The organism is Spiroplasma endosymbiont of Crioceris asparagi, assembly GCF_964020035.1.
Classification (GTDB): Bacteria; Bacillota_I; Bacilli_A; order Mycoplasmatales; family Mycoplasmataceae; genus TIUS-1.
In genome coordinates this window covers 227,033-250,072 of record NZ_OZ026475.1, presented here as the reverse complement: position 1 = coordinate 250,072, position 23,040 = coordinate 227,033, and the positions used below count along the sequence as shown (strand labels likewise).

Genomic DNA, 23,040 nt, shown 5'->3' with positions numbered 1-23,040 from the left:
TTATTAAAACATATATTAACCACTTTGCAACAAAAAGTTACAAAAAAGAAAAAAAATATTATTTGTTTTTCAAAATAATATTTCCTGTTTCTGTAATTAAAAAACGTTCTTTACATTTTTTTGATTTGCTAATGCCACTGATAATCATTTTAATTTGATTATCATCAATAACAAATTGCATTTTTGTACGACAAACCCCATGACCCAAAGGACATTTAAGTCTTCGCGAACAAATTTTGCTGTTCATAGAATAATTTTTGGTTTTTGTTTTATAAATGTTTCAGACTTCTAAAGCTAATCGTTGATTCTCATCTTCAAGATTATCTGCAATAACAATAAACTTAATATCTTCTAATTTTAAGTTATGTGTGTTAATTCGATAATTGATTTTTTTATATAAACTTAATTTTTTATTACCTTTTTTAATTTCATCTAGATGTCTTTTAAATCTGTTTCATATTTTTGTCGATTCACCAACATATGTAAAAATAATATTTTTTTCTTGTTCGGCAAACATTAAATACACACCTGCTTTATCTTTTAGTTCAGTTGACTCATTTAAATTTAGATAATTGTAAACTTTATGATCACTTTTATATTCTGCTAAAATTTGGTGTAAATAAGTTTGTGTAAGTTGTTCATATTTCACATCTTTTTTGCTTTTAGCTAATTGAAGATTTTCTAGTTGTTGTTGTATATTCATACATTAAGTATATAAAAAAAATACGCATTGGCGTATTTTCATTAATCTTCAACTTTGATAACTTCTTTTTCTTTATAGTAACCACATTCTTTGCATACTCTGTGTGGTTTAATCATTGCTCCACAATTTGTACATGACACAATTGCGATTGATTTTAAATTAAGGTGGCTTCTTCTTTTGTTTTTAGCCGCTTTACTTGTCTTTCTAAATGGAACTGCCATTGTCTTAACTCCTAACCTATTTTGATTTTAATTCTTTTAGCTTATCCCAACGGGGATCTTCTAAATTTGATGAATATTCATTTTCTAAATCTTCTTCACTTAGTAAATAAAAATTTTCATTCACGACTTTAATATTACCATAATTTTTTGAAAAATTGATAGGAATATTTAAAAACACTTCATTGATTGCTAAATCTAAAACATCAACTTTATCGCCGATAATAAAGTTTGATTCAGGATTATTTTCTGAATTTAAAAAAAGATAATCATCCTTTCAATCTAACTTTAAAGTTTCATTAAAAATTTTACCATCTCTTGCATCAATAAAATCATTGTTTGCTTCTAATTTCATATCAATAAAAATTGAATCAATATCTTGTTGATAAGTTAATTGACCATCAATTTTTAATGACTTAAGTTGACTAACTAATGGGTGATGATATTTTTCATTAATTGTTGCATCTAATACCACTTCTTGTGAAATGACAATCTTTTTATTTTTTAGCAATTCGTTAATTGTATAAATCATTAAATCACCTCAACTTTATTTTTTTTGAAGTTAGTTAATATTTCACTTAAAGCATCTTTAACTTCCTCATCTGATAATTGATGATTTTCATTATTAAATATAAGTTTAATAGTGATAGTTTTTTTACCAGTAACTTTATTTTCAAAAATATCATCTAATGAAACTTTAATTAAATTATTAATGCTATTGCATGTTTCTTTAATCACATCATGATAACTTATTTTTTCACTTTCAACAAAAGTTATATTTCTGGTTGTTGCTTGAAATTTACTAATTGGATTAATAATTAATTTTTTATCAAACATTTGTGAAATTAATCCCATGTCTAATTCTGCTAAATATATATCATCTACTTTTAATGATTCATTATAACGTGGATCTAATTTAAAAATAAAACCAATAACTTTATCGCGATATTTTATTTTTGCACTTAAATATTTATGAATTTTTTTATTATCAGTTTTAAATGGTTCGAAATATACAAAGGCACTATTTAATTGATATTGATCAAAAATCTCTTCTATCATTCCTTTTAAATAGCCAAATGAACTAGTAATGTTAACTCCATATGCTTTATTTGTTAAAATATCTCCACAAGTTCCTAAAGCTAAATGTGTGGTTTCTTTATTTTCTAAATTATAAATTTTAGCAATTTCATAAACTTTAATAAAGTTATTATTACGTTTGTAATTAAATTCTAAAGTGTTAATCAATGATTGAAATAAACTTAAACGATATGATTCTCTTTGATTTGATAAAGGCATCATTAAGTTAATTGGTTTTTTAATCCCAAAAACATCTCATTCATCATTAGTTTCTTTATCAATTAGTGAATATGTTTTAATGTTATTAAATCCATTAAATCTAATAAATCTCTCAACCTCTTTTAATTGGTTCAACTCTAGCTTTTTAACTTTTGCTTGTGATTGCACAACTGGCGCGATTGCCTGAATTTTGTTGTAATCAAATAAACGTAAAATTTCTTGAATTACATTAATTTCATTTTTTAAATTAATACGATATTTATCTGGAGTAAAAATTACTTCACCATTTTGAAATTCAATTTTAGATTGAGTTTGTTCAAATAGTTTAATAATTGCTGCTGAATTAATTTCATTACCAATTAATCGCGAAATTTTTTGAGCATTAAATTTAATTGCTTCTGGTTCATTTTTTGGTGCTTTGACAAAAACAACTTTAGAAGCTTCTTTAAAAAAATTGTATGTTTTTAAAACATTAATATAGTTGTTAAAAACAATGTTGAAGTTATATAAACTCATTGGTCTAATATATCTTTGAACATTTAACCCAGATAATATTGCCATACGTTTTTGTTGTTCACGCATAAACACAGGATCAATATTTAAACAAATTACAACTAGTTCTTGAGTTGTTGTGCTTGGAGTATATAACTCATTAACTTTTTCACCAATTGTTGAAATGACATCATTACCATCAACTAGTTGCAAGACTTCTTCACCTTTTTGTTTCAAGAATTTAATTTCTAATCCCTTTTTAATTTTAGCTTTATCTAAAATAATTAATGGTTGTCCTGTTTCTAAAGTAGTAATATTTTTAGTATCTAAAAAGAAATTATTTAATTTTTTGATACCATTGTTTTTTAATCAAATATCATCAATTGAATTAATTTGATTTTGTTTTAGTTCGTGGGTTGTGATTTCTTGATAAGATATCGCGTTTAAAACATTAATTTCTTTAACAGATAATTTAATTTCTGCTTCTTTATTATTTGCAAAAATATCTTCTGTCAAAATATCTTGTTTGATTGTTAAATTAAATTTGTTTGCTAATTCTTTTAATAAATTAATAGCCCCAAAGCAATCACTACGATTAATTGTTAAATCAATATCTCATACACAATCATTAAACTTAATTAAATCTAAAACATTTTCAGCACCAAGATATTTATCTAAATCAAGATCTAGGTTTATTTCAAAAATTTCATCTTGTTCTTGTTCATTAAAGACAATTGGATTTAGCCCAATTTCAGATAAAGCACATAACATTCCATTAGATTCTACACCATCGCCAAATGAACGTTTAACAATCTCCATTCCATTTGCTAATTTTGCCCCATTCATTGCCACAATTACATAAATTCCTGGACGAGGATTTGAAGCTCCGCAAACAATATTAATAGTTTTATTTGCTCCAATTTCCACTTCACATAATCTAATTTTTTTACCTTCAATTGGGGTTACTGCTTTAATTTTTCCAAGGACAAGTTTAGAATTTAAATTTTTGTAATCTAAAAATTCTTCGACTTCTAGTCCAAGAGAGTTAAAGGCATCATAAATTTCTTTATTTGAAATTTTAGATATGTCTAAATATTTTTCGATTCATGTTCTTGTGATTTTCATAATTAATTTCCAAAAAATTTAAATTGTTCTAAGAATCTTACATCATTTTCATAAAAGTCTCTGATGTTTTTGATTCCATATTTTAGCATTGCAATTCGTTCAATTCCAATTCCAAATGCTAAACATTGATATTTATTTGCATCAATACCATTTAAAGCAAACACTTCTTTATTGATCATTCCAGCTCCAAGTACTTCAATAAATCCTGAGTGTTTACAAATGTTACATCCTTTACCAGCACAGGCAACACAACTGATGTCAACTTCTGCTGAAGGTTCAGTAAATGGGAAAAAACTTGGACGCATTCTAATAGTTGTTTTTTCATTAAATAAACGTTTACACATATATTCTAAAGTTCATTTTAAATTGGCAAAACTTATATTTTCACCAATTAAGAATCCATCCATTTGCATAAATTGATGGGAATGAGTTGCGTCATCATCATCTCTTCGATAAACATTTCCATAACTTATCATTGCTACATTATTAAACTCTGTTTTATCTTCAGCTAGTTTTGATAATGTTCTTGCAGTCATATTTGTACAATGAGTTCTTAACACTGTATTTTTATCAATATAAAAAGTATCTTGCATATCTCTTGCGGGGTGACCAATTGGTAAATTTAATTTTTGAAAACAAAATTCATCAGTTTCAAATTCATTTCCATTTACTAAGTCATAACCCAACTCAATAAAGATGTCTTCGATTTCATTAATCACTAAATTAAGTGGATGTTTTTGTCCACGATTTTGTTTAAGACCTTGAATAGAAATATCAATTTTTTCTGATTCTAAACGGTGTTTATATTTTTTATCAGCAAGCTCTTGACGATGTTTTTCTAACTTTTCTAATACACCAAATTTAAAGCGATTAATCATTTGACCAATTTCTTTTTTTTGTTCTTTAGGATAAGACTTCATTTCTTCTAATAATTTATTTAATTTAGAATCTTTTGAAGTTAAAAAAGAAGTCTTTAATTTATCTAAACTAGTTTCGTTAGTTGAATTTTTTAATTCATTATTTAAATGTTCATCTAGCTCTTTTATTTTTGTTTTCATAAATTAAACGCTCCTTAATCATTATTAATTAATTATATAATATTTAAATTAAATAATAAAAAAACAACGGTTATCCGTTGCTTTTTTATTTAAACTGGCAATTTCCTATTTTCGCGAATTAACACTATCTTCGGCACTACTGATCTTAACTTCTGTGTTCGGTATGGGAACAGGTGTAACCTCAGCGTTATGGTCACCAGATTATGGTTTTCAATCATTCTCTGAAAACTGAATATTAGAAATTATTTAGGTTTATAAATGTAATAGATTTTCTTTAAAAAGCCCTCGATCTATTAGTACTGGTCAGCTAAATATGTCACCATACTTACACACCCAGCCTATCAACCATGTGGTCTACATGGGATCTTACTTTCTTAAAGAAATGGGAAAACTCATCTTAAAGGAGGCTTCTCGCTTAGATGCCTTCAGCGATTATCCGTTCCACACATAGCTACCCTGCTATGCCACTGGCGTGACAACAGGAGCACCAGAGGTGTGTCCATTCCGGTCCTCTCGTACTAGGAACAGCTCTCTTCAATTTTCCAACGCCCACAACAGATAGGGACCAAACTGTCTCACGACGTTCTGAACCCAGCTCGCGTACCGCTTTAATGGGCGAACAGCCCAACCCTTGGAACCGACTACAGCTCCAGGATGCGATGAGCCGACATCGAGGTGCCAAACCTCCCCGTCGATGTGAACTCTTGGGGGAGATCAGCCTGTTATCCCCGGGGTAACTTTTATCCGTTGAGCGACGGCCCTTCCACACGGGACCGCCGGATCACTAAGTCCTGCTTTCGCATCTGTTCGACTTGTAAGTCTCGCAGTTAAGCACCCTTCTACCTTTGCGCTCTTCGTACGATTTCCAACCGTACTGAGGGTACCTTTGAGCGCCTCCGTTACTCTTTAGGAGGCGACCGCCCCAGTCAAACTACCCACCATACACTGTCCCTGATCCGGATAACGGATCTAGGTTAGAACCTCAATATAACAAGGGTGGTATTCCAAGGTTGACTCCACATCTGCTGGCGCAAATGCTTCAAAGTCTCCCACCTATCCTCTACGTGTTATACCAAGATTCAATATAAAGTTATAGTAAAGCTCCACGGGGTCTTTCCGTCTAGTTGCGGGTAACCAGCATCTTCACTGGTACTAAAATTTCACCGAGTCTATAGCCGAGACAGCGAAGGGATCATTACGCCTTTCGTGCGGGTCAGAACTTACCTGACAAGGAATTTCGCTACCTTAGGACCGTTATAGTTACGGCCGCCGTTCACCAGGGCTTCAATTCAATGCTTCACCGAAGTTAACATCTCCTCTTAACCTTCCGGCACTGGGCAGGCGTCACCCCCTATACTTCGTCTTACGACTTAGCAGAGAGCTGTGTTTTTGCTAAACAGTTGCCCCTTCCTCTTTACTGCGACTCACTAAAAGTGAGCACCCCTTCTCGCTAACTTACGGGGTTATTTTGCAGAGTTCCTTAGCTATAGTTATCTCGCTTGCCTTAGGATTTTCTCCTTGACCACGTGTGTTCGTTCTAGGTACAGGCACCAATATCTTAAGTTAGAAGCTTTTCTTGGAAGCATAGAGTCATGGACTTCGCTACTTGCCGAAGCGTTCACTCCTCATCACACTTCAAGGTTAAAGTATGCGGATTTGCCTACATACACCTCTTTGTGTTTAAACCAGCATATCCAACAGCTGGCAACCACTATCTTTCTCCGTCACTCCATCACAATATTGGTGGTACAGGAATATCAACCTGTTGTCCATCGACTACGCCTTTCGGCCTCATCTTAGGTCCTGACTAACCCTGGGTGGACGAACCTTGCCCAGGAAACCTTGGTCAAACGGCATGGGAGATTCTCACTCCCAAACGTTACTCATGCCGGCATAATCACTTCTAAGCATTCCACTAATCCTCACGGTTTAACTTCATCACGCTTAGAACGCTCCCCTACCACTATACTACGTATAATCCAAAACTTCGGTACTGCGCTTAGCCCCGGTACATTTTCGGCGCGAAAGCACTCGACTAGTGAGCTGTTACGCACTCTTTAAATGATGGCTGCTTCTAAGCCAACATCCTAGCTGTTTGTGCGCTTTCACATCCTTACACACTTAGCGCAAATTTAGGGACCTTAGTTGTTGATCTGGGCTGTTTCCCTCACGAGCATGGACCTTATCACCCATGTTCTCACTGCCGAGCATGTAACTATGGCATTCAGAGTTTAATTGTATTCAGTACCCCTAGGTAGGGCCATCATACAGTCAGTGCTTTACCTCCATAGTCCTTAAATCTCGACGCTGGCCTTAAAGCCATATCGGGGAGAACTAGCTATCTCCGGGTTCGATTGGAATTTCACCGCTAGCCACAAGTCATCCACGGTCTTTTCAACGAACGTTGGTTCGGTCCTCCATTGGGTTTTACCCCAACTTCAACCTGCTCATGGCTAGATCACCCGGTTTCGTGTCTATGACAACGTACTATCGCCCTATTAAGGCTCGCTTTCACTACGGCTCCACCTATCTCGGCTTAACCTCGCACGCTATCATAACTCGCCGGCTCTTTCTACAAAAAGCACGCTATCACCCATTAACGGGCTCTAACTTCTTGTAAGCATATGGTTTCAGGAACTATTTCACTCCCCTCTCGGGGTACTTTTCACCTTTCCCTCACGGTACTGGTTCACTATCGGTAAAATGGTAGTATTTAGGCTTACCCAGTGGTCTGGGTGGATTCCGACAGGGTTTCACGTGCCCCGCCGTACTCAGGATACTCCTTCGAGATTTATATATTTCGTGTACTGGGCTATCACCATCTACGGCACTGCTTCCCAACAGTTTCCACTATATATAAATTTTGTAACTCTAATAGGAGTCCTACAACCCCGGTTAAAACCGGTTTGGCCTGTTCCGCTTTCGCTCGCCGCTACTTACGGAATCACATTCGTTTTCTCTTCCTCTTGGTACTAAGATGTTTCAGTTCCCAAGGTTCCCTTCTCATAAACTATGTATTCATTTATGGATACTATGAGATTAATCATAGTGGGTTTCCCCATTCGGATATCGTCGGATCAAAGCTTACTTCCAGCTCCCCGGCGCTTTTCGCAGGTAATCGCGTCCTTCATCGGCTCCATTTTCCAAGGCATTCACCATACGCCCTTACTATACTTTTTAAAGAAAAACCTATTGCATTTATAATAACTATTTTGAAATTTTAGTTTTTTTTCCACATTTAAACAAAACTTATTGAATTTTGAATTTTTGTTACAAGCACACTAATAAATTAATGTGCTGGAAAATTGTCTAATTTCATCTAATATTCAGTTTTCAAAGAATGATTTTTTCAGAGATTGTAAATTAAACAATCCCTGAAAACTAGATAGAACTAATATCGATATCAGTTGTTTTTGGAAAGTCTCTGAATCTAAGACTTTTGTTTCTATTACTCCATAGAAAGGAGGTGATCCATCCGCACGTTCTCGTACGGATACCTTGTTACGACTTAACCCCAATCGCTAACCCTACCTTGGTGCGCTCTCTCCTTACGGTTAAGATACGCGCTTCTGGTATTGCCAACTCTCATGGTTTGACGGGCGGTGTGTACAAGACCCGAGAACGTATTCACCGCGACGTTGCTGATTCGCGATTACTAGTGATTCCGGCTTCATGAAGTCGAGTTGCAGACTTCAATCCGAACTGAGACTGGCTTTTGAGATTAGCTCACTCTCGCGAGTTTGCGACTCTTTGTACCAGCCATTGTAGCACGTGTGTAGCCCAAGACATAAGGGGCATGCTGATTTGACGTCATCCCCACCTTCCTCTAGCTTACACTAGCAGTCTCATTAGAGTGCTCAACTGAATGTTAGTAACTAATGACAAGGGTTGCGCTCGTTACAGGACTTAACCTAACACCTCACGGCACGAGCTGACGACAACCATGCACCACCTGTATCAATGTTAACCTCCACTACATCTCTGTAGCTTTGCACTGTATGTCAAGCCTTGGTAAGGTTCTTCGCGTTGCTTCGAATTAAACCACATGCTCCACCACTTGTGCGGGTCCCCGTCAATTCCTTTAAGTTTCACTCTTGCGAGCATACTACTCAGGCGGAATACTTAATGCGTTAGCTGCAGCACTGAGAAAATCCCAATACTTAGTATTCAACGTTTACGGCGTGGACTACTAGGGTATCTAATCCTATTTGCTCCCCACGCTTTCGTGCCTCAGCGTCAATAACAGACCAGTAGACCGCCTTCGCCACTGGTGTTCCTCCATATATCTACGCATTTTACCGCTACACATGGAATTCCATCTACCTCTTCTGTATTCTAGTAAAGCAGTTTCCAAGGCGAACTGGAGTTGAGCTCCAGAATTTAACCTCAGACTTACTAAACCGCCTACGCACCCTATACGCCCAATAAATCCGGATAACGCTTGCCACCTATGTATTACCGCGGCTGCTGGCACATAGTTAGCCGTGGCTTTCTAGTAAGGTACCGTCAGACTAAAGGCATTTCCTACTCTAGCTTTTCTTCCCTTACAACAGAACTTTACAATCCGAAGACCTTCATCATTCACGCGGCATTGCTTCATCAGGCTTTCGCCCATTGTGAAAAATTCCCTACTGCTGCCTCCCGTAGGAGTTTGGGCCGTATCTCAGTCCCAATGTGGCCGATCAACCTCTCAGTTCGGCTACGTATCATCGTCTAGGTGAGCCATTACCTCGCCTACTAACTAATACGCCGCATCCTCATCTTCTAGCGACCCACACGGGCCTTTCAACACTCCTTGATGCCAAAGAGTGTCGCATGCGGTATTAGCAGTCGTTTCCAACTGTTATCCCCCACTAAAAGGTAGATTAGATACGTGTTACTCACCCGTTCGCCACTGGGTGCAAGCACCCCGTTCGACTTGCATGTATTAGGCATGCCGCCAGCGTTCATCCTGAGCCAGGATCAAACTCTCATTTAAAATTGTTGTTTGATTCATAACTCGATATCGTATGATTTATTACTTAAAAAAATTTGTATTTTACAAGTTTTTTTGGTTGTTCTATCTAGTTTTCAAAGATCGTTTCAACTAATGTAAATTACATCAATTGTTTACCGTGTTTACAAATTTGTGAACACATATAAAATAATAACACAATAAAAATAATTTGTTGCAAAAAAAATAAAAAAAAATAAAAATTTAATTTTTTGCTAAATTTTTATTTTTTTTAGTTATTTAATTGCACTATTCATAGTCATCGTCATCAAATGATTTATTATCAGCTAAATAATCATCTAATTCAATTTGATTTTCTTTATAGAATTTTTTAGACTCTGGTTCATAAAAGTTTTGCTCATCTAAAATATTTGCTAAAGGATCTTCCACTTCGTTATCAATATTATTATTTGCAGAAACTTTAGGTTTTGCTACAAATGATTCTTGTTCTATAACGTTAATGTCATCATCGTCGTCATCATCTAAATCTTCATTAACTTCATCCATTACATTAAATTTATTTAACTTAATTGTATTAGCTAAGTTTTTAATTGCTTTTTCTTGAGATTTAATTGCATCTCAAATTCGATCAGCATCTTTATTAAGATACTTATCAATATCAGCATTATTATTTGCATCATATTGAACGGCACTTCTTGGTTTAGGACTATCTAAATATTCCCCTTTTTTAGAACTGGGAATATTAAAATTAATATCGCTCATGCCGCGTTTTATTTCATCAGCTCTTTCTTGTGCCCTTTTAGGAATAATTAATGTTTTTTGATTATTTAACAATGGTTTTTGATTTAAATCATTAACATTATCAATAGAATCATCACTACCCATAATTCCTTTTAATAAAGTGTTTTCATAATCACTCAATTTATCTTTATTATCGTAATTTGAAAAATTATTAACTTCTTTTTCAGGTGTTGTTTCATAAACTAATGCAGTTTTTTCTGCTAAGTTATGTTCAATCTCAAAATCATCAATACTTTGTTTCATTCTTGATATTGGTTTTTCAGAAGCAAATAGTTGGGGAATGTCTTCTTCGATTTCTTCTTTAGGATTAGGTTTTTGTTTTTTTATTTTAATTGGTTTTTCTTTAGGAGTTTTTGGTTGTTTACTAAAAAGTGGAATATTACCATCAACTAATTGAGTTCACTTAAAAAATAATTCAATAATCATTCAAGTTGCTGAAATAAATGCTGCTATTTCTACAAGTACAAACAATACCATTCAAACATTCACTGAATTGCTGTGAATATAAACAGTGTTTCCAATAATTACAATGATGATTGCAAAAACATAAATCCCTAATAAAATTTTTAGTCTCATATAATACCTTCTTAGTATATTTTATAATATTTATTGTCTTTAATTACTATAAGTATTAATATTAATAAGTGAGGTTAAAAAAATGAATTATATAAAATTAAATGATGGCAATAAAATGCCAATGGTTGCATTTGGTGTTTACCAAATAAAAGATGCAAAACAATGTGAAGAAGCTGTGTTAGCAGCAATCAAAACAGGATATCGTTTAATTGATACTGCCCAAGCATACTATAATGAAGAAGCTGTTGGTAATGCAGTTAAAAAATGTGGCTTAAAACGTGAGGAATTATTTATCACAACTAAAGTTTGAGTTTCAAACTTCGGTTATGAAAAAACTAAAGCTTCTGTTGAACGCTCATTAAAAAGATTACAAATGAGTTATGTTGATCTAGTTTTATTACACCAACCTTTTTCAAATTATCATGAAGCATATCGTGCTTTAGCTGATTTACAAAAAGAAGGAAAAATTAAATCAATTGGAGTATCAAACTTTTATCCAGGAAGATTAGCCGATATTTGTTTATTAAATGAATCAGGAGTTATACCTGCAGTTAACCAAATAGAAATCAATCCATTCTTCCAACAAGAAGAAGCAGTTGCAGTTAACCATAAATACAATGTTGTTCCCCAAGCGTGAGCACCATTTGCTGAAGGAAAAAATAATATCTTTACAAATGAGATTCTTGTAAGTATTGGAAAAAAATATAACAAGTCAGCAGCACAAGTAATCTTAAGATGATTATTAGAAAGAAACATCCCCTTTGCTGTTAAATCAGTTAACGAAGAACGTATTAAACAAAATTTTGATATTTTCGACTTTAAATTGGATGCTGATGATTTAGAAAAAATTAAATCATTAGATACTAAAAAATCAAGTATGTTTGAACACCAATCAGTTCAAGGTCCTGAATTAGTAAGTAAATTTGTAAAAATTACTGGAGAAATTTAAATCAAAAAAAAGGTCAATGACCTTTTTTTATTTTGATAAATTAGTTATTTTGGTTTCTCATTTTTACAAGAATTTCTTTCATATATGGTTTAATAACTTCTTGTTCTCCACCATACACTGCTTGAATAGCTTTCCCTTTAACAAGAACACCATTACATCCACCTAAGGCTTTAATACCTTCAACGTCAACTTTTGATCCATCAACAACTGTAATTCTTAGTCTTGATGCACATGAGTCAACATTTTCAATATTTTCTTCTCCACCAAAACATGCAATTAATTTAAATGCTTTTACTGCTTTAGGATTGTTAACATCATATAATTCTGAAGGTTCAGCACTTACTGCACCTTCTTTTTTAGCAATAAAGTCTGCTTTAGTTTTTAGTGCCATTTCATTACCAAATCCTGGTAATTCAATTTCAGTTAAACCAGCTTTTAATCTTCTACTATTTGCAAATCTGATTGCAAATGAGAATGCAAAGAAATATAGAATTCCCATTAACGGTGCAATTCAGAATATGTGAATTGCATTAGTGTTGTTTCCACCTGCTCAAGGTACTATTCCAAATACCACGAAGTCAATTAATCCTCCTGAAACAGTTTGCCCAATATGAACTTGCATTAATCCACATAAGAAGAATGCGATTGAAGCCAATGGCATGTGTACTCCATAAAATAATCAAGGGGCCACGAATAAGAATGTATATTCTAGTGGTTCAGTAATACCAGTCAACATACAGCAGAATGCTGCTGAGAAGTAAATCCCCATAACTTGTTTTCTATTTTCTTTTGGAACTGTTAATCACATTGCAACAGCAGCAGCTGGCAATCCTAATAACATAAATCCAAATTTACCAGTCATAAATTGACCTAGATTTAATCCAACTTCTTTAGCATCAGCAAATGTCATTAAGTTTGAGTGACCAATAATTCACATAATAATTGTTTGATCACCTAAAGGAGATGAAGCATCTTTATTATTAATGATTGCATTTATAGCATCTTGAACTGATTTACCATCTGCAAATGTTTGATGACCTTTATTTAAAAAATCTTGAAGTGATTTTAATAAATCTCCTCCAGCTCCAGTTCATCATAATGGTGAATAATAAACGTGGTGTAATCCAAATGGAACTAATGATCTTTCAATAATTTCATAAATTAATGAAGAAACTCCGTTTGGAAGCGAACCAGTTCATGTTCCGAATGCTGATAATCCCTTACCAATGAATGGTCAAATAATTAAGAAAATTATTGATAAAGGAATGATTGCAAAGAATGTAACAATTGGAACTAATTTAGAACCCGAAAAAAATCCAATTGCTGCTGGCAATTGTGTTTTATGAAATTTGTTATACATTTTTGCAGAAATAGCTCCAACAAATATTGCGGCAAAAACCCCAGTATTTAGTGAATGAACACCTAAATTGTCTGTAAATAAACCCTTATCTATATCTTTTATAAATAAAATTTTAAATTTATCTGCCCCCATATCTTTTATTAATGGAGTTTGAAATGCATTAAATACTAAGAATGCAAGCACAGCAGTTAAAGCTGCAACACCTGAATCTCCTGTAAATGAAATCGCAACTGCAATTGCAAAAAATACTGGTAAGTTAGCAAAAGCCACGTTACCCATTTTATTCATTATGTCTCCAATAACATAGAAAAATGCATCATGATTAGTAATTTTTGCTGTAATAGTTGCTCCAATTGCTAAAAATAATCCAGCTATTGGAAGTAAGGCAATTGGAAGTAAAAATGATTTACCAAGTTTTGAAAGTGTTGGCATTATTTGAGCAAAAACATTTGTTTTTGTTTTTTGTTTAGAATTCATTTTAATTCCTTTCTTTTCTAGTCGAGGTATTAATTACTAATTCATAACATTACAAAAGAAATTATTAAAACCATCACAAAAATCATTGAAAATGATAATAAGTGTTTTTTAGTAAAATCTCAAAGAGACTCACTACTTTTTTGTGCTTTAAAGTATATCTGATGAGAACGTTTATTTTTAAAATAAAAATAAAATAACAACAAAATAACTTCAACAATTAGCAAAAAAATAATAGCTCCTAGGTAAGTTATTTCTTTAGTATTCATAAATCAATACCTCTCCCTATTAATATACAAAAAAACAAAAAAAATGCAAGTGCATTTTGTTTATATTTAATGATGATGTGAGGTAATTTCTAAATAGATACCAACCACTAAAATAATTATTCCCATAATTGCTAAAAATGGATAAATATTTAGTTTAATAAAATCTTTTCAAGACTGAATTTTACTACGGTCATTTTCAAAGTTTTTCATAACTCTATTTTTTCTAAAATTAATTGTTAAAAAAATAAATGTTGTTGCTAAAACAAAACCTATTGCCATTAAAATAATTGCAATTATTGATTTAACATTATCTACTTTGTCGGCTTCTTCTAGTACTAATGTAATAATTTCCATTTTATTCTCCTCTATAGTTAATAACTATTCCTTTGTATCTTGTCATACTTAAAATACTTTCTTCAATACCTTGAACACCAACACCAGAATCTTTAATTCCTAAAAAAGGAAAATTATCTGGTCCTCTTTGTGATTTACCATTTATATTAACTGTTCCTACTTTTAGTTTTTTAGCAATAATAAAGGCATCATTTATGTTTTGGGTAAATAAACTAGCTTGTAAACCAAAATTTGATTCATTTACTACTTTAACAATTTCTGAAATTTTGTCAATTCTAATGATTGGCAGTACTGGTCCAAAAGGTTCTTCTCATGCCAATTTCATCTCAGTTGTTACATAATCAACAAGTGTTGGCCAAACCAAATTACCTTTGCTGCGATCACCATTAAGTGCTTTTGCACCTTTTTCTTTTGCTTCGGTTATTAGACCTAAAACATAATCTTTTGTTTTAGTATCAATTAATGGTGTTATGTTACAATTTTTTTCTGGATTCCCAACAGTTAATTTGTTTACTTTATCAACTAAAATCGGAACCAATTTATCAGCAATCTCGTTTGTAGTAATCACCCTTTTAATTGCAGTACATCTTTGTCCAGAATAACCAAATGCTCCCGCAACAATTTCAGATGCATAGTGTTCCAAATCTTTATCATCAAGTACAACTGCTGGATCTTTTCCTCCAAGTTCTAATACAATATTGGCAGTTTTAGCAATTGCTTGAATATGTTTTCCAACAGCAACTGAACCAGTAAATGATATCATATCAATTTCTTCATGAGAAACAATTTCATCACCAATATCTCTACCCCTACCAGTTACCACATTAAAGATTCCTTTAGGAAATTTGGCAAGTACGCTTAATTCACCTAAGAAACATCCCACTAAAGAACCTTGGGTTGCTGGTTTAAAAACAACAGCATTACCAACTAAAAGTGCTGGGATAATTTTTGCTAGTGCTAAATTAAATGGATAGTTAAATGGTGAGATTGCACAAATTACTCCTAGTGGTTCTCTTTCAAAAATACCAATTTTGTTTTCAATACCAAATGCTTTACCATCTTTTGCGATTGGATAAATCCTTTTTACTTCTTCAATTGTAAATTCAATTAACTCCACAGTTCTTTCAACTTCACCAAGTGCATCTTTTTTAGATTTAGCAATTTCAATCATAATCAGTTCAGCGATTCTTTGTTTGTTTTTAACAATTAATTCTTTAAATGAATTAATATATTTAATTCTATCAACTAATTTTTTATTAGCTCACTCTTCTTGCGCAATTTTAGCAACTTTATATGCTTTATCAATATCTTCTTTAACAAGTGAACTTACAACACCAGCCACATTATTGTTAACTGGTGAAATTATTTCTAATTTTTTAGTAGTTTTAACAAATTCACCATTTATTAATGCTTTAAATTCAATCATTTTAACTCCTATTTTTTTGATTAAAGAAATCATGCATAATTATTGATCCTGCTACACCAACATTTAATGATTCAACATTATTATTCATTTCAATTAATATATTATAATCAATCATTGCCTTAAATTTCAAGTCAATTCCATTTCCTTCATTTCCAAGAATTAAAGCTAACTTGTTATTGTTAATAATATTTACATCATTTTTTTGGTTAATAAAGGTCCCAATAATTTTATAATTCGCCCTTCTTAATATCTCAATTATTTCCTCAAGATTTGCTTTAATCAAATTTAAACTTAAATGATTTCCTTGAGCAGAGCGAATCGTTTTTTGATTAAAAAAGCTTGTGCTAGTTTCTGAAGCAATTACTGTTTTAAAACCAAATGCTGCCGCGCTTCTTAATAAAGTTCCCATATTACCAGGATCTTGTATATTATCTAGAATTAAAACATTGCTATTAAAATCTATTTCTGACTGGTTAATTTTACATATTGCAAAAATTCCTTGGTTTGTCTTAACTTCACTTAGTTTATCAGCAACTGCTTTAGAAATAATAATTGTTTCAACATTGTATTGTTTTGTAACTGTTATTTCTTCTTCAACACAAAAAACTTTTATAACAATGTTTTTTGCAAGTGTCTCTTTAACAATGTTTTTCCCTTCAACAAAATACATTTCTTTAGTTGGTTGTGATTTTAATTTAATTAAATTTTTAATCAAATCATTTTTTGTACTAGTAATCGTTTTAATATCCATTATCTTGTCTTTCAATATTAATTTTATTTTTCTTTAAATACACTTCCATGATTTCAGTTTCACTAATTTTTAGTAATTCAGCAATATTAAATAATCTATTAAACATACTTGAAAAATTTTTAGTAGTATTTTCTTTTATTAAATTTGTAAATGATTCAACAAATTTCAATGTAGCTTCTTCTAAAGTAGAAGTTTTACTTATAAAATTATGTTTTGCAAAATCATATTTAAGATTATTTCCAATAGAAAATGCAAAGTGAATTACATCTACAAATTCTTCAACAATTTTTGCATGATCAACAACATTTTTTTTGCTTGATCAATATTTAAAAAATTTTGTTTCATTTAAAAATTCAAAAAATTCAACAATCAAAGCAATTGCTTTTTGATTGTATAGTTTTTTGTTCATAATTATTTTTTTCTTTTTATAAATATAAAAATCTAATTCTTTTTGTTTTTCACAAATTAAAAGTAAATTTTCTTTGCTTAACATTTTAAAACCTTCTTTCTAATAACCGGGTTTTTTTAATAGTTTAAACATGTTTTTTTTATAAATTTCAACCCCTGGTTGGTTAAATGGATTAATTTCTAATAAATAAGCGCTCATTGCACAAGCTTTCATAAATCAATATGATGCATAACCAAACATTTCGCTATCCATTTTTTCAAAATCCAAAATAATATTTGGAACTTTTCCATCATTTGTATGAGCATCAATTACACCTTCTAATGCAATATTGTTAATTTCATGAAATGATTTATTAGTTAAATAATTTAAACCATCTAAATCATCTTTTAATTTAGGAACACTTAAATCTTGTTGTGGTGTTTTAACTCTAATAACAGTTTCAAATAATAAATTTTTTGTTCCTTCTTGAATAAATTGACCTAATGAATGTAAATCTGTTGAGAATACACAACTTGAAGGATATAAACCTTTTCCATCTTTACCTTCTGATTCACCAAATAATTGTTTTCATCATTCTGTAAATACTTGCATTTGTAATTCATATGAGACTAAAACTTCAACAGCAAATTTTTTCTGAGTATGTAATAAATATCTTGCAACTGCATATTCGTATGCTGTATTGTTAACAGTGTTTAAATCTTTTTGCGCTCTTAATGCACCTTTCATCATAACATCTGTATCAATACCACAAACCATTAATGCAAAAATACCTACTGGAGTAAGTACTGAATATCTTCCCCCAATATCATCTGGAATTACAAAACTTTCATAACCTTTTGAATCAGCTAAAGTTTTTAATGCACCTTTGGCTTTATCAGTAACTGCAACAATTCTTTTCTTAGCAGTTTCTTGACCTTTTTCTTTAATTAAAATTTCTTCAAATACTCTAAAAGCAATTCCTGGTTCTGTAGTTGTTCCTGATTTAGAAACATTAACAATTCCAAATTCTTTGTTTTTTAAATAATCAACTAAGTTTGCCATGTAAGTTGATGAGATTGTGTTACCAACAAAAATAATTTCCACTTTATCTTTGTTATATAATCCTCTGATCATTTCTTCGGCAGCCCTTGCTCCCAAATAACTTCCACCAATTCCAATCACTAACAATGTTTCAATCTCGTTTCTTAATGAAATTGCAACTTGTTTCATTTTGGCATATTCATTTTTATCATAATTTGATGGCCACTCTACTCATCCTAGAAAATCATTTCCAGCACCAGTTTTGTTTTCAATCATGTTATGAATCTCTTGTACTCTATTTTTGTTAAAGTCTTTTACATCTTTTTCAACAAAAGAATGTTTTAAATTGATTTTGATCATCTTAATATCTCCTATATTATATTGTCTATTTTTTTTAAAAAAAAATCTATTACTTGCTAATAGATTTTTTAGTATTGTTTTTCAAAGTTTCAGCACCTTTTCCAGTTTCAACGATTTTTTGTTCTTTTTTCAATAGCTCTGGTCTTATAGCTTTGTAACTTAATTTTAACTGTCTTTTATCATCAATAGATGAAATAACAGAAACTTCAATTTCGTCACCAACATTTAAGAACTCAGAAATATCATTTACAAAAAAATCTGACAACTCAGAAATATGAATTAAACCTTTTCAAACATCACCTTGATCTAATGTCTCACAAAAAGCACCATAATTTACAATACTTGTAACTTTGACCATAATTTTTTGATCTTTTTTATACATGTCTTTCTATTCTCCTAATCAAATTATACACTTTAAAACTAAAAATATGCTTATTAATATTTAAATAGTATTAATTATATTTGGAACAATTGATAAACAAATTTTTCTTTTTCCTGTTATTATATTTTTTTCAAAATTAGCAAGTTCATTATCAAGATTTTCTGTAAGTTTTTTATTTTCTATTGCTAATAAAAATTTATTGGCAAGCATTTTTGCTTCAGCAACATTTTGCTGTTTTATTAACCGACAAAAGGAATTGGCACATGCTATTGATAATGCACAGCCTTCTCCGTCAAACCCAACATCATTTATCACATCATTTTTAATATCAAAAAATAGTGTTATGTCATCGTTACATGATTTTGCACTATATCTTTTAGAAAAAACATTGTCCCCAATTAAAGTTTTCTTATATTCAGGATTTGTATAGTTATCCATTAATCATGTACTCATTTTTATCTCCTATAATGAATATTTATATCATTCTGCTTTTGTTTTAAACCCATCAATTAATTTATCAATTTCTTCTTTAGTATTTAAGAAACTTATTGATATTCTATTCACTTTTTTAGTACCAATTATTTGAGAAATAAGTTTGGCACAATTCTCTCCAGAGCGCGAAACAATATTATATTTTTCTTTTAAGAATAAAGCAAAATCTTGGGGGTTTATATTTTTATCTCTGAAAATCAAAATTGGTTGATCTGAATCTAAATTAAAAAAATCTATATCATCTAATTTCAATTGATTGATTTGCGATACTAAATATTTTTTTAATTCTTTTTCTATATTTAAAAGATTATTAAAATCAATTGTTTCAAATCATTTAAACACTTCTATAAAAGAATATATCGCGGCTAGATTCGGTGTCCCAGCTTCAAATTTCGATGGACTATCAGTTATCTTATAGTCATTTTCCGAATCAAAAATTTCAACCGCTCCGCCGCCATATGTTAATGGTTTGATTTTATCTACAACTCTATTATTAATTCATAACACGCCCAATCCAAAAGGTCCATATATTTTATGCGCAGAAAAACAAAAAGCATCAATATCTCAATCACTCACATTCGTTTGACAATGTGCTACACTTTGAGCACCATCAACAAAAATCAAAACATCTTTATTAATATTTCTAATTTCTTTAACAATATTTTTTACATCGCCTTCAAACCCTAAGGTGTTTGAAACATTAGCGAAAGAAACAACTTTTGTATTTTTACTAATAATATTTTTTATTTTTTTTAAATCAATAACACCATTTTTATTTGTTTCCAAGTATTTAATTTTTGCTTTAGAATCTTTAGCAACCTCAAATCAAGGAATTAAATTAGATGAATGTTCTGCAAACGTTAATACAATTTCACTATCTTTTGTTAACTCACTTTTGATTCCAAATGCTAATTGATTTAATGAATAAGTGGTTCCTGAATTAAAAGAAACTTCATTGGCATTATTGCCATTAATAAATTTGCATACTAAATTTCTTAACTCTTTGATTTTTTCATTCATATGAAATGATTCATTTGAAATTTCATTGTGTGTGTTTGTATTTATTTTTTCCAAAAATTCAATTTCTTTATTAATAACTGCGTCTAACTTGAAACTTGTTGAGGCATTATCAAAATAAATATTTTTACTTTTTTGAAAATTATGGGAAAAATGGTTTCGTAGATTTTTCATATTTGTCCTTATATAAAATATTTTATCTATTTTTTGTTTTTTTTTATATAATAATAATATTGCAAAAGGAGCGATTAAATTGAAAAAACTTATTTCCTTATTAGGAGTAGTAACTTTGTCCGCAACAAGCGGATTAGTTTTAGTTTCTTGTAAACATAAAACAGATTATCACAAAGATGATAATGGTAATTCAATAATTGCTAAATTCATCAGTAATATTGACGGGAAAACTCAACTAACTTCTTTAGAACTTTTAGAAAAAATTTATAATGATCCAACAATTCGTAAACAAATCGATAAAGACTTATTGTCACTAATGAATTTATCATTTTTAGCAAACGTTGATAAATTTAAGGGTGTCGATAAAGATGGTAAATCAAAAGAAATTGAAGAAGGATCAGATAATTATTACTTTACAGATCTTATTAGCATCCTAAAAGATCGTTTTGCTACACTACAAAAACAAGTAGAGCAAAAAATTGAAGAAGAAAAAGATGATAAAAAGAAAAGCGATAGTAAACATTGAGCTAAAAATTGAAAAAATTATCTTGTTGGTAAATTTCCACAATATCAAGATGATGCAGATGATGCAGATGTAAGTTTATTAGAGAAAAAATACAAATATACTTTAATGATAGATGGTGACAACAATGTTTCATCAATATTAAAAGATGTTTTATTAGGTACAGATCAACTTGGAGTTTCTTGAGTAACTAAACAAACTGTAATTGAACACTTAAATGCAATTAAAGGATGAATTGCAAGCGGAAATTTTGAAGCTAATATAAATGATAGTGATAAAAAACCATGAATTATGCAAATAATTAATGCAACATCTCAGGACACAAAAAGTTGAAAAAATACATATGATTCTGAGTATTTTGATGAACAAAAAAATATTAAAAGTGATGTAAAAGATAAACTAAATAAAATTGATGATACAAAAATAGTTGCCGACAATGTTCCTTTTGATACAACAAAATTAAGTACTAGTGATTTAAGCACTCGTGGAGGATTTTTATCTAACTCACAAAGATATTTCTTAGACCAATACTATAATACAAATGCTCCTGTAGCTGTTAGTGAATTGATTTTTGGTTTTGCTGATGGTTATGCTTTTGAAAATGGAATTAGTAAAGATAGCTTCACCACAAAAAGTGGTGCCGAACAAGAAGCTGATAAAATTAATCAATTAATGAAAGATTTATTTGCTAAACAAAATAGTTTAGCGGCTGATGGTGGATATGATTCAACTATTGATAAAAAATGATCACAAATATTTACAAGTTCTGGTTTAACTAATAAATATGGGGCAAAAATTAGTGCAAAAAAATACAGCAAACTTTTAACTTTAGGTTCAAGCACTTCTGATTTCACACAAATGTTAAAAAATTCAGTTTATGACTATCTAGGTGATAAAAAGGATTTTGTTAACATGACTGATGATGCAAAAGATTTCAAACTAGAAACTGCACTTGCAAAAATTAATCGAAACGCAAGTAAATCACTTGCAGATGGTGCAACAACAACTGGAATGTATGGTGAGTTAGCACCTGGTAAATTAGTATTTGTAGAAAGTGATGGTTTACACATTGTTTCTATTGATGGTTACAAACATTGAATGGAAAGCAACACTCCAAAAGAAGAAGGTTTTGTTAAATCATATGATAAAGATCACACTATTGAAACAAACACTTTAGAACAATTAAAAAGATTTAATCAATTTTATAGTCTAGATGATAATAAAAAAGTTGAAGCAATTCAAAATGTTACAGATGACAACAATATAATTTACAAAACAATGAATCAATCAATTACAAACCCCTATTTACACTACCTTACAAACAACTCATTAATTAAAGACAAAACTGGAAGTATAACTTCTTATGACATAATGTCAGAAGTTAAAGACTGATCTGCTTCAATTAATACAGTTGGTGAAACTTCAAATACTTGAGCATTAGGATATTTTGATTACTTTAAAAATTTAATTTCTACTGTTAAAAAGAAATCAGAAAGTATTGATGAATTTGTTGGTGAGTTTGTTCAATTTGGTGATGAAAATGATAAAGATAGTGGAGTATATGTAAAAAAAATTAAAAAAATATTTTCTAATTCACTTAAAACACTAACAATTAGAAAAAGTGTTTACCCAGTATCTACATTTAGAAACAACTTAAAAACTTGACAAGAATCTATTAAAAAACAAACAAAAAAAGAATATCCAAAAAAATTATTTACAAATAATTTTGAATATGCGGTTATTTTAAAAGAACTTGAAAACAAATGATGATTTACTACAACACCCACACCAAAAACAAATTTAAGTTATTTAACAGTAAATTATTACTTTAATAATAACTTAAATGGAGGTAACTAA

Annotated in this window: 18 protein-coding genes and 3 rRNA genes; 2 read left to right on the top strand and 19 right to left on the bottom strand. The window is 30.8% G+C overall.

Going from position 1 to position 23,040, the window contains the following annotated elements; all coding sequences use genetic code 4:
- Positions 1-58: 58 nt before the first annotated feature.
- The 9 genes from AACL01_RS01180 to AACL01_RS01140 form a co-directional block, all read right to left on the bottom strand.
- The gene (locus AACL01_RS01180; protein ID WP_339023089.1) at positions 59-703 is read right to left on the bottom strand and encodes a hypothetical protein; all 645 of its coding nucleotides are present in this window, start codon (positions 701-703) and stop codon (positions 59-61) included.
- Between the two features lie 41 nt (positions 704-744).
- Positions 745-924 (bottom strand): 50S ribosomal protein L32, encoded by a 180-nt coding sequence (rpmF, locus tag AACL01_RS01175; RefSeq protein WP_339023088.1) that lies wholly within the window; start codon positions 922-924, stop codon positions 745-747.
- A gap of 16 nt (positions 925-940) precedes the next feature.
- The gene (locus AACL01_RS01170) at positions 941-1,453 is read right to left on the bottom strand and encodes a hypothetical protein (RefSeq protein ID WP_339023086.1); all 513 of its coding nucleotides are present in this window, start codon (positions 1,451-1,453) and stop codon (positions 941-943) included.
- Positions 1,453-3,834, bottom strand: coding sequence for a phenylalanine--tRNA ligase subunit beta (pheT, locus tag AACL01_RS01165; RefSeq protein ID WP_339023084.1), 2,382 nt, complete (start codon positions 3,832-3,834; stop codon positions 1,453-1,455). The genes AACL01_RS01170 and pheT overlap by 1 nt, the downstream gene beginning before the upstream one ends.
- Positions 3,835-3,836: 2 nt before the next feature.
- Positions 3,837-4,892, bottom strand: coding sequence for a phenylalanine--tRNA ligase subunit alpha (gene pheS, locus AACL01_RS01160; protein WP_339023083.1), 1,056 nt, complete (start codon positions 4,890-4,892; stop codon positions 3,837-3,839).
- A gap of 92 nt (positions 4,893-4,984) precedes the next feature.
- Positions 4,985-5,093: ribosomal RNA gene (gene rrf, locus AACL01_RS01155) — 5S ribosomal RNA — on the bottom strand.
- Between the two features lie 71 nt (positions 5,094-5,164).
- Positions 5,165-8,073: ribosomal RNA gene (locus AACL01_RS01150) — 23S ribosomal RNA — on the bottom strand.
- Positions 8,074-8,351: 278 nt separating this feature from the next.
- Positions 8,352-9,870 (bottom strand): 16S ribosomal RNA (locus AACL01_RS01145).
- The 16S, 23S and 5S rRNA genes sit together here, the layout of an rRNA operon.
- Positions 9,871-10,134: 264 nt before the next feature.
- The gene (locus AACL01_RS01140) at positions 10,135-11,223 is read right to left on the bottom strand and encodes a hypothetical protein (protein WP_339023081.1); all 1,089 of its coding nucleotides are present in this window, start codon (positions 11,221-11,223) and stop codon (positions 10,135-10,137) included.
- An 82-nt stretch (positions 11,224-11,305) separates the two neighbouring features.
- Here AACL01_RS01140 and AACL01_RS01135 point away from each other — a divergent pair, with 82 nt between their 5' ends.
- Positions 11,306-12,172: an aldo/keto reductase gene (locus AACL01_RS01135; RefSeq protein WP_339023080.1), complete on the top strand. Its 867-nt coding sequence runs from the start codon at positions 11,306-11,308 to the stop codon at positions 12,170-12,172.
- Between the two features lie 40 nt (positions 12,173-12,212).
- Here AACL01_RS01135 and AACL01_RS01130 read toward each other — a convergent pair whose 3' ends face one another.
- The 10 genes from AACL01_RS01130 to AACL01_RS01085 all read right to left on the bottom strand — a co-directional run bounded on the left by AACL01_RS01130 (position 12,213) and on the right by AACL01_RS01085 (position 20,660).
- A complete protein-coding gene (locus AACL01_RS01130) occupies positions 12,213-14,009 on the bottom strand; it encodes a PTS transporter subunit EIIC (protein WP_339023078.1) in 1,797 nt (598 codons plus the stop codon).
- A 29-nt stretch (positions 14,010-14,038) separates the two neighbouring features.
- The gene (locus tag AACL01_RS01125) at positions 14,039-14,275 is read right to left on the bottom strand and encodes a hypothetical protein (protein WP_339023076.1); all 237 of its coding nucleotides are present in this window, start codon (positions 14,273-14,275) and stop codon (positions 14,039-14,041) included.
- A 66-nt stretch (positions 14,276-14,341) separates the two neighbouring features.
- A complete protein-coding gene (locus AACL01_RS01120; protein WP_339023073.1) occupies positions 14,342-14,629 on the bottom strand; it encodes a hypothetical protein in 288 nt (95 codons plus the stop codon).
- A gap of 1 nt (position 14,630) precedes the next feature.
- The gene (locus AACL01_RS01115; protein WP_339023071.1) at positions 14,631-16,055 is read right to left on the bottom strand and encodes an NADP-dependent glyceraldehyde-3-phosphate dehydrogenase; all 1,425 of its coding nucleotides are present in this window, start codon (positions 16,053-16,055) and stop codon (positions 14,631-14,633) included.
- Position 16,056: 1 nt separating this feature from the next.
- Positions 16,057-16,806, bottom strand: coding sequence for an RNA methyltransferase (locus tag AACL01_RS01110; protein WP_339023069.1), 750 nt, complete (start codon positions 16,804-16,806; stop codon positions 16,057-16,059).
- On the bottom strand, positions 16,796-17,299 hold the full coding sequence (locus AACL01_RS01105; protein WP_339023067.1) for a dUTP diphosphatase: 504 nt from the start codon (positions 17,297-17,299) through the stop codon (positions 16,796-16,798). Before AACL01_RS01105 ends, AACL01_RS01110 begins: the two co-directional genes overlap by 11 nt.
- Positions 17,300-17,314: 15 nt before the next feature.
- A complete protein-coding gene (locus tag AACL01_RS01100; protein WP_339023066.1) occupies positions 17,315-18,595 on the bottom strand; it encodes a glucose-6-phosphate isomerase in 1,281 nt (426 codons plus the stop codon).
- Positions 18,596-18,644: 49 nt separating this feature from the next.
- The gene (locus tag AACL01_RS01095; RefSeq protein WP_339023065.1) at positions 18,645-18,977 is read right to left on the bottom strand and encodes a S1 RNA-binding domain-containing protein; all 333 of its coding nucleotides are present in this window, start codon (positions 18,975-18,977) and stop codon (positions 18,645-18,647) included.
- Positions 18,978-19,037: 60 nt separating this feature from the next.
- On the bottom strand, positions 19,038-19,430 hold the full coding sequence (locus tag AACL01_RS01090) for an iron-sulfur cluster assembly scaffold protein (RefSeq protein WP_339023064.1): 393 nt from the start codon (positions 19,428-19,430) through the stop codon (positions 19,038-19,040).
- Positions 19,431-19,439: 9 nt separating this feature from the next.
- Positions 19,440-20,660 (bottom strand): cysteine desulfurase, encoded by a 1,221-nt coding sequence (locus AACL01_RS01085; protein WP_339023062.1) that lies wholly within the window; start codon positions 20,658-20,660, stop codon positions 19,440-19,442.
- A gap of 79 nt (positions 20,661-20,739) precedes the next feature.
- On the opposite strand from AACL01_RS01085, the gene AACL01_RS01080 reads away from it, so the two are divergent.
- Positions 20,740-23,040 (top strand): lipoprotein, encoded by a 2,301-nt coding sequence (locus tag AACL01_RS01080; protein WP_339023060.1) that lies wholly within the window; start codon positions 20,740-20,742, stop codon positions 23,038-23,040.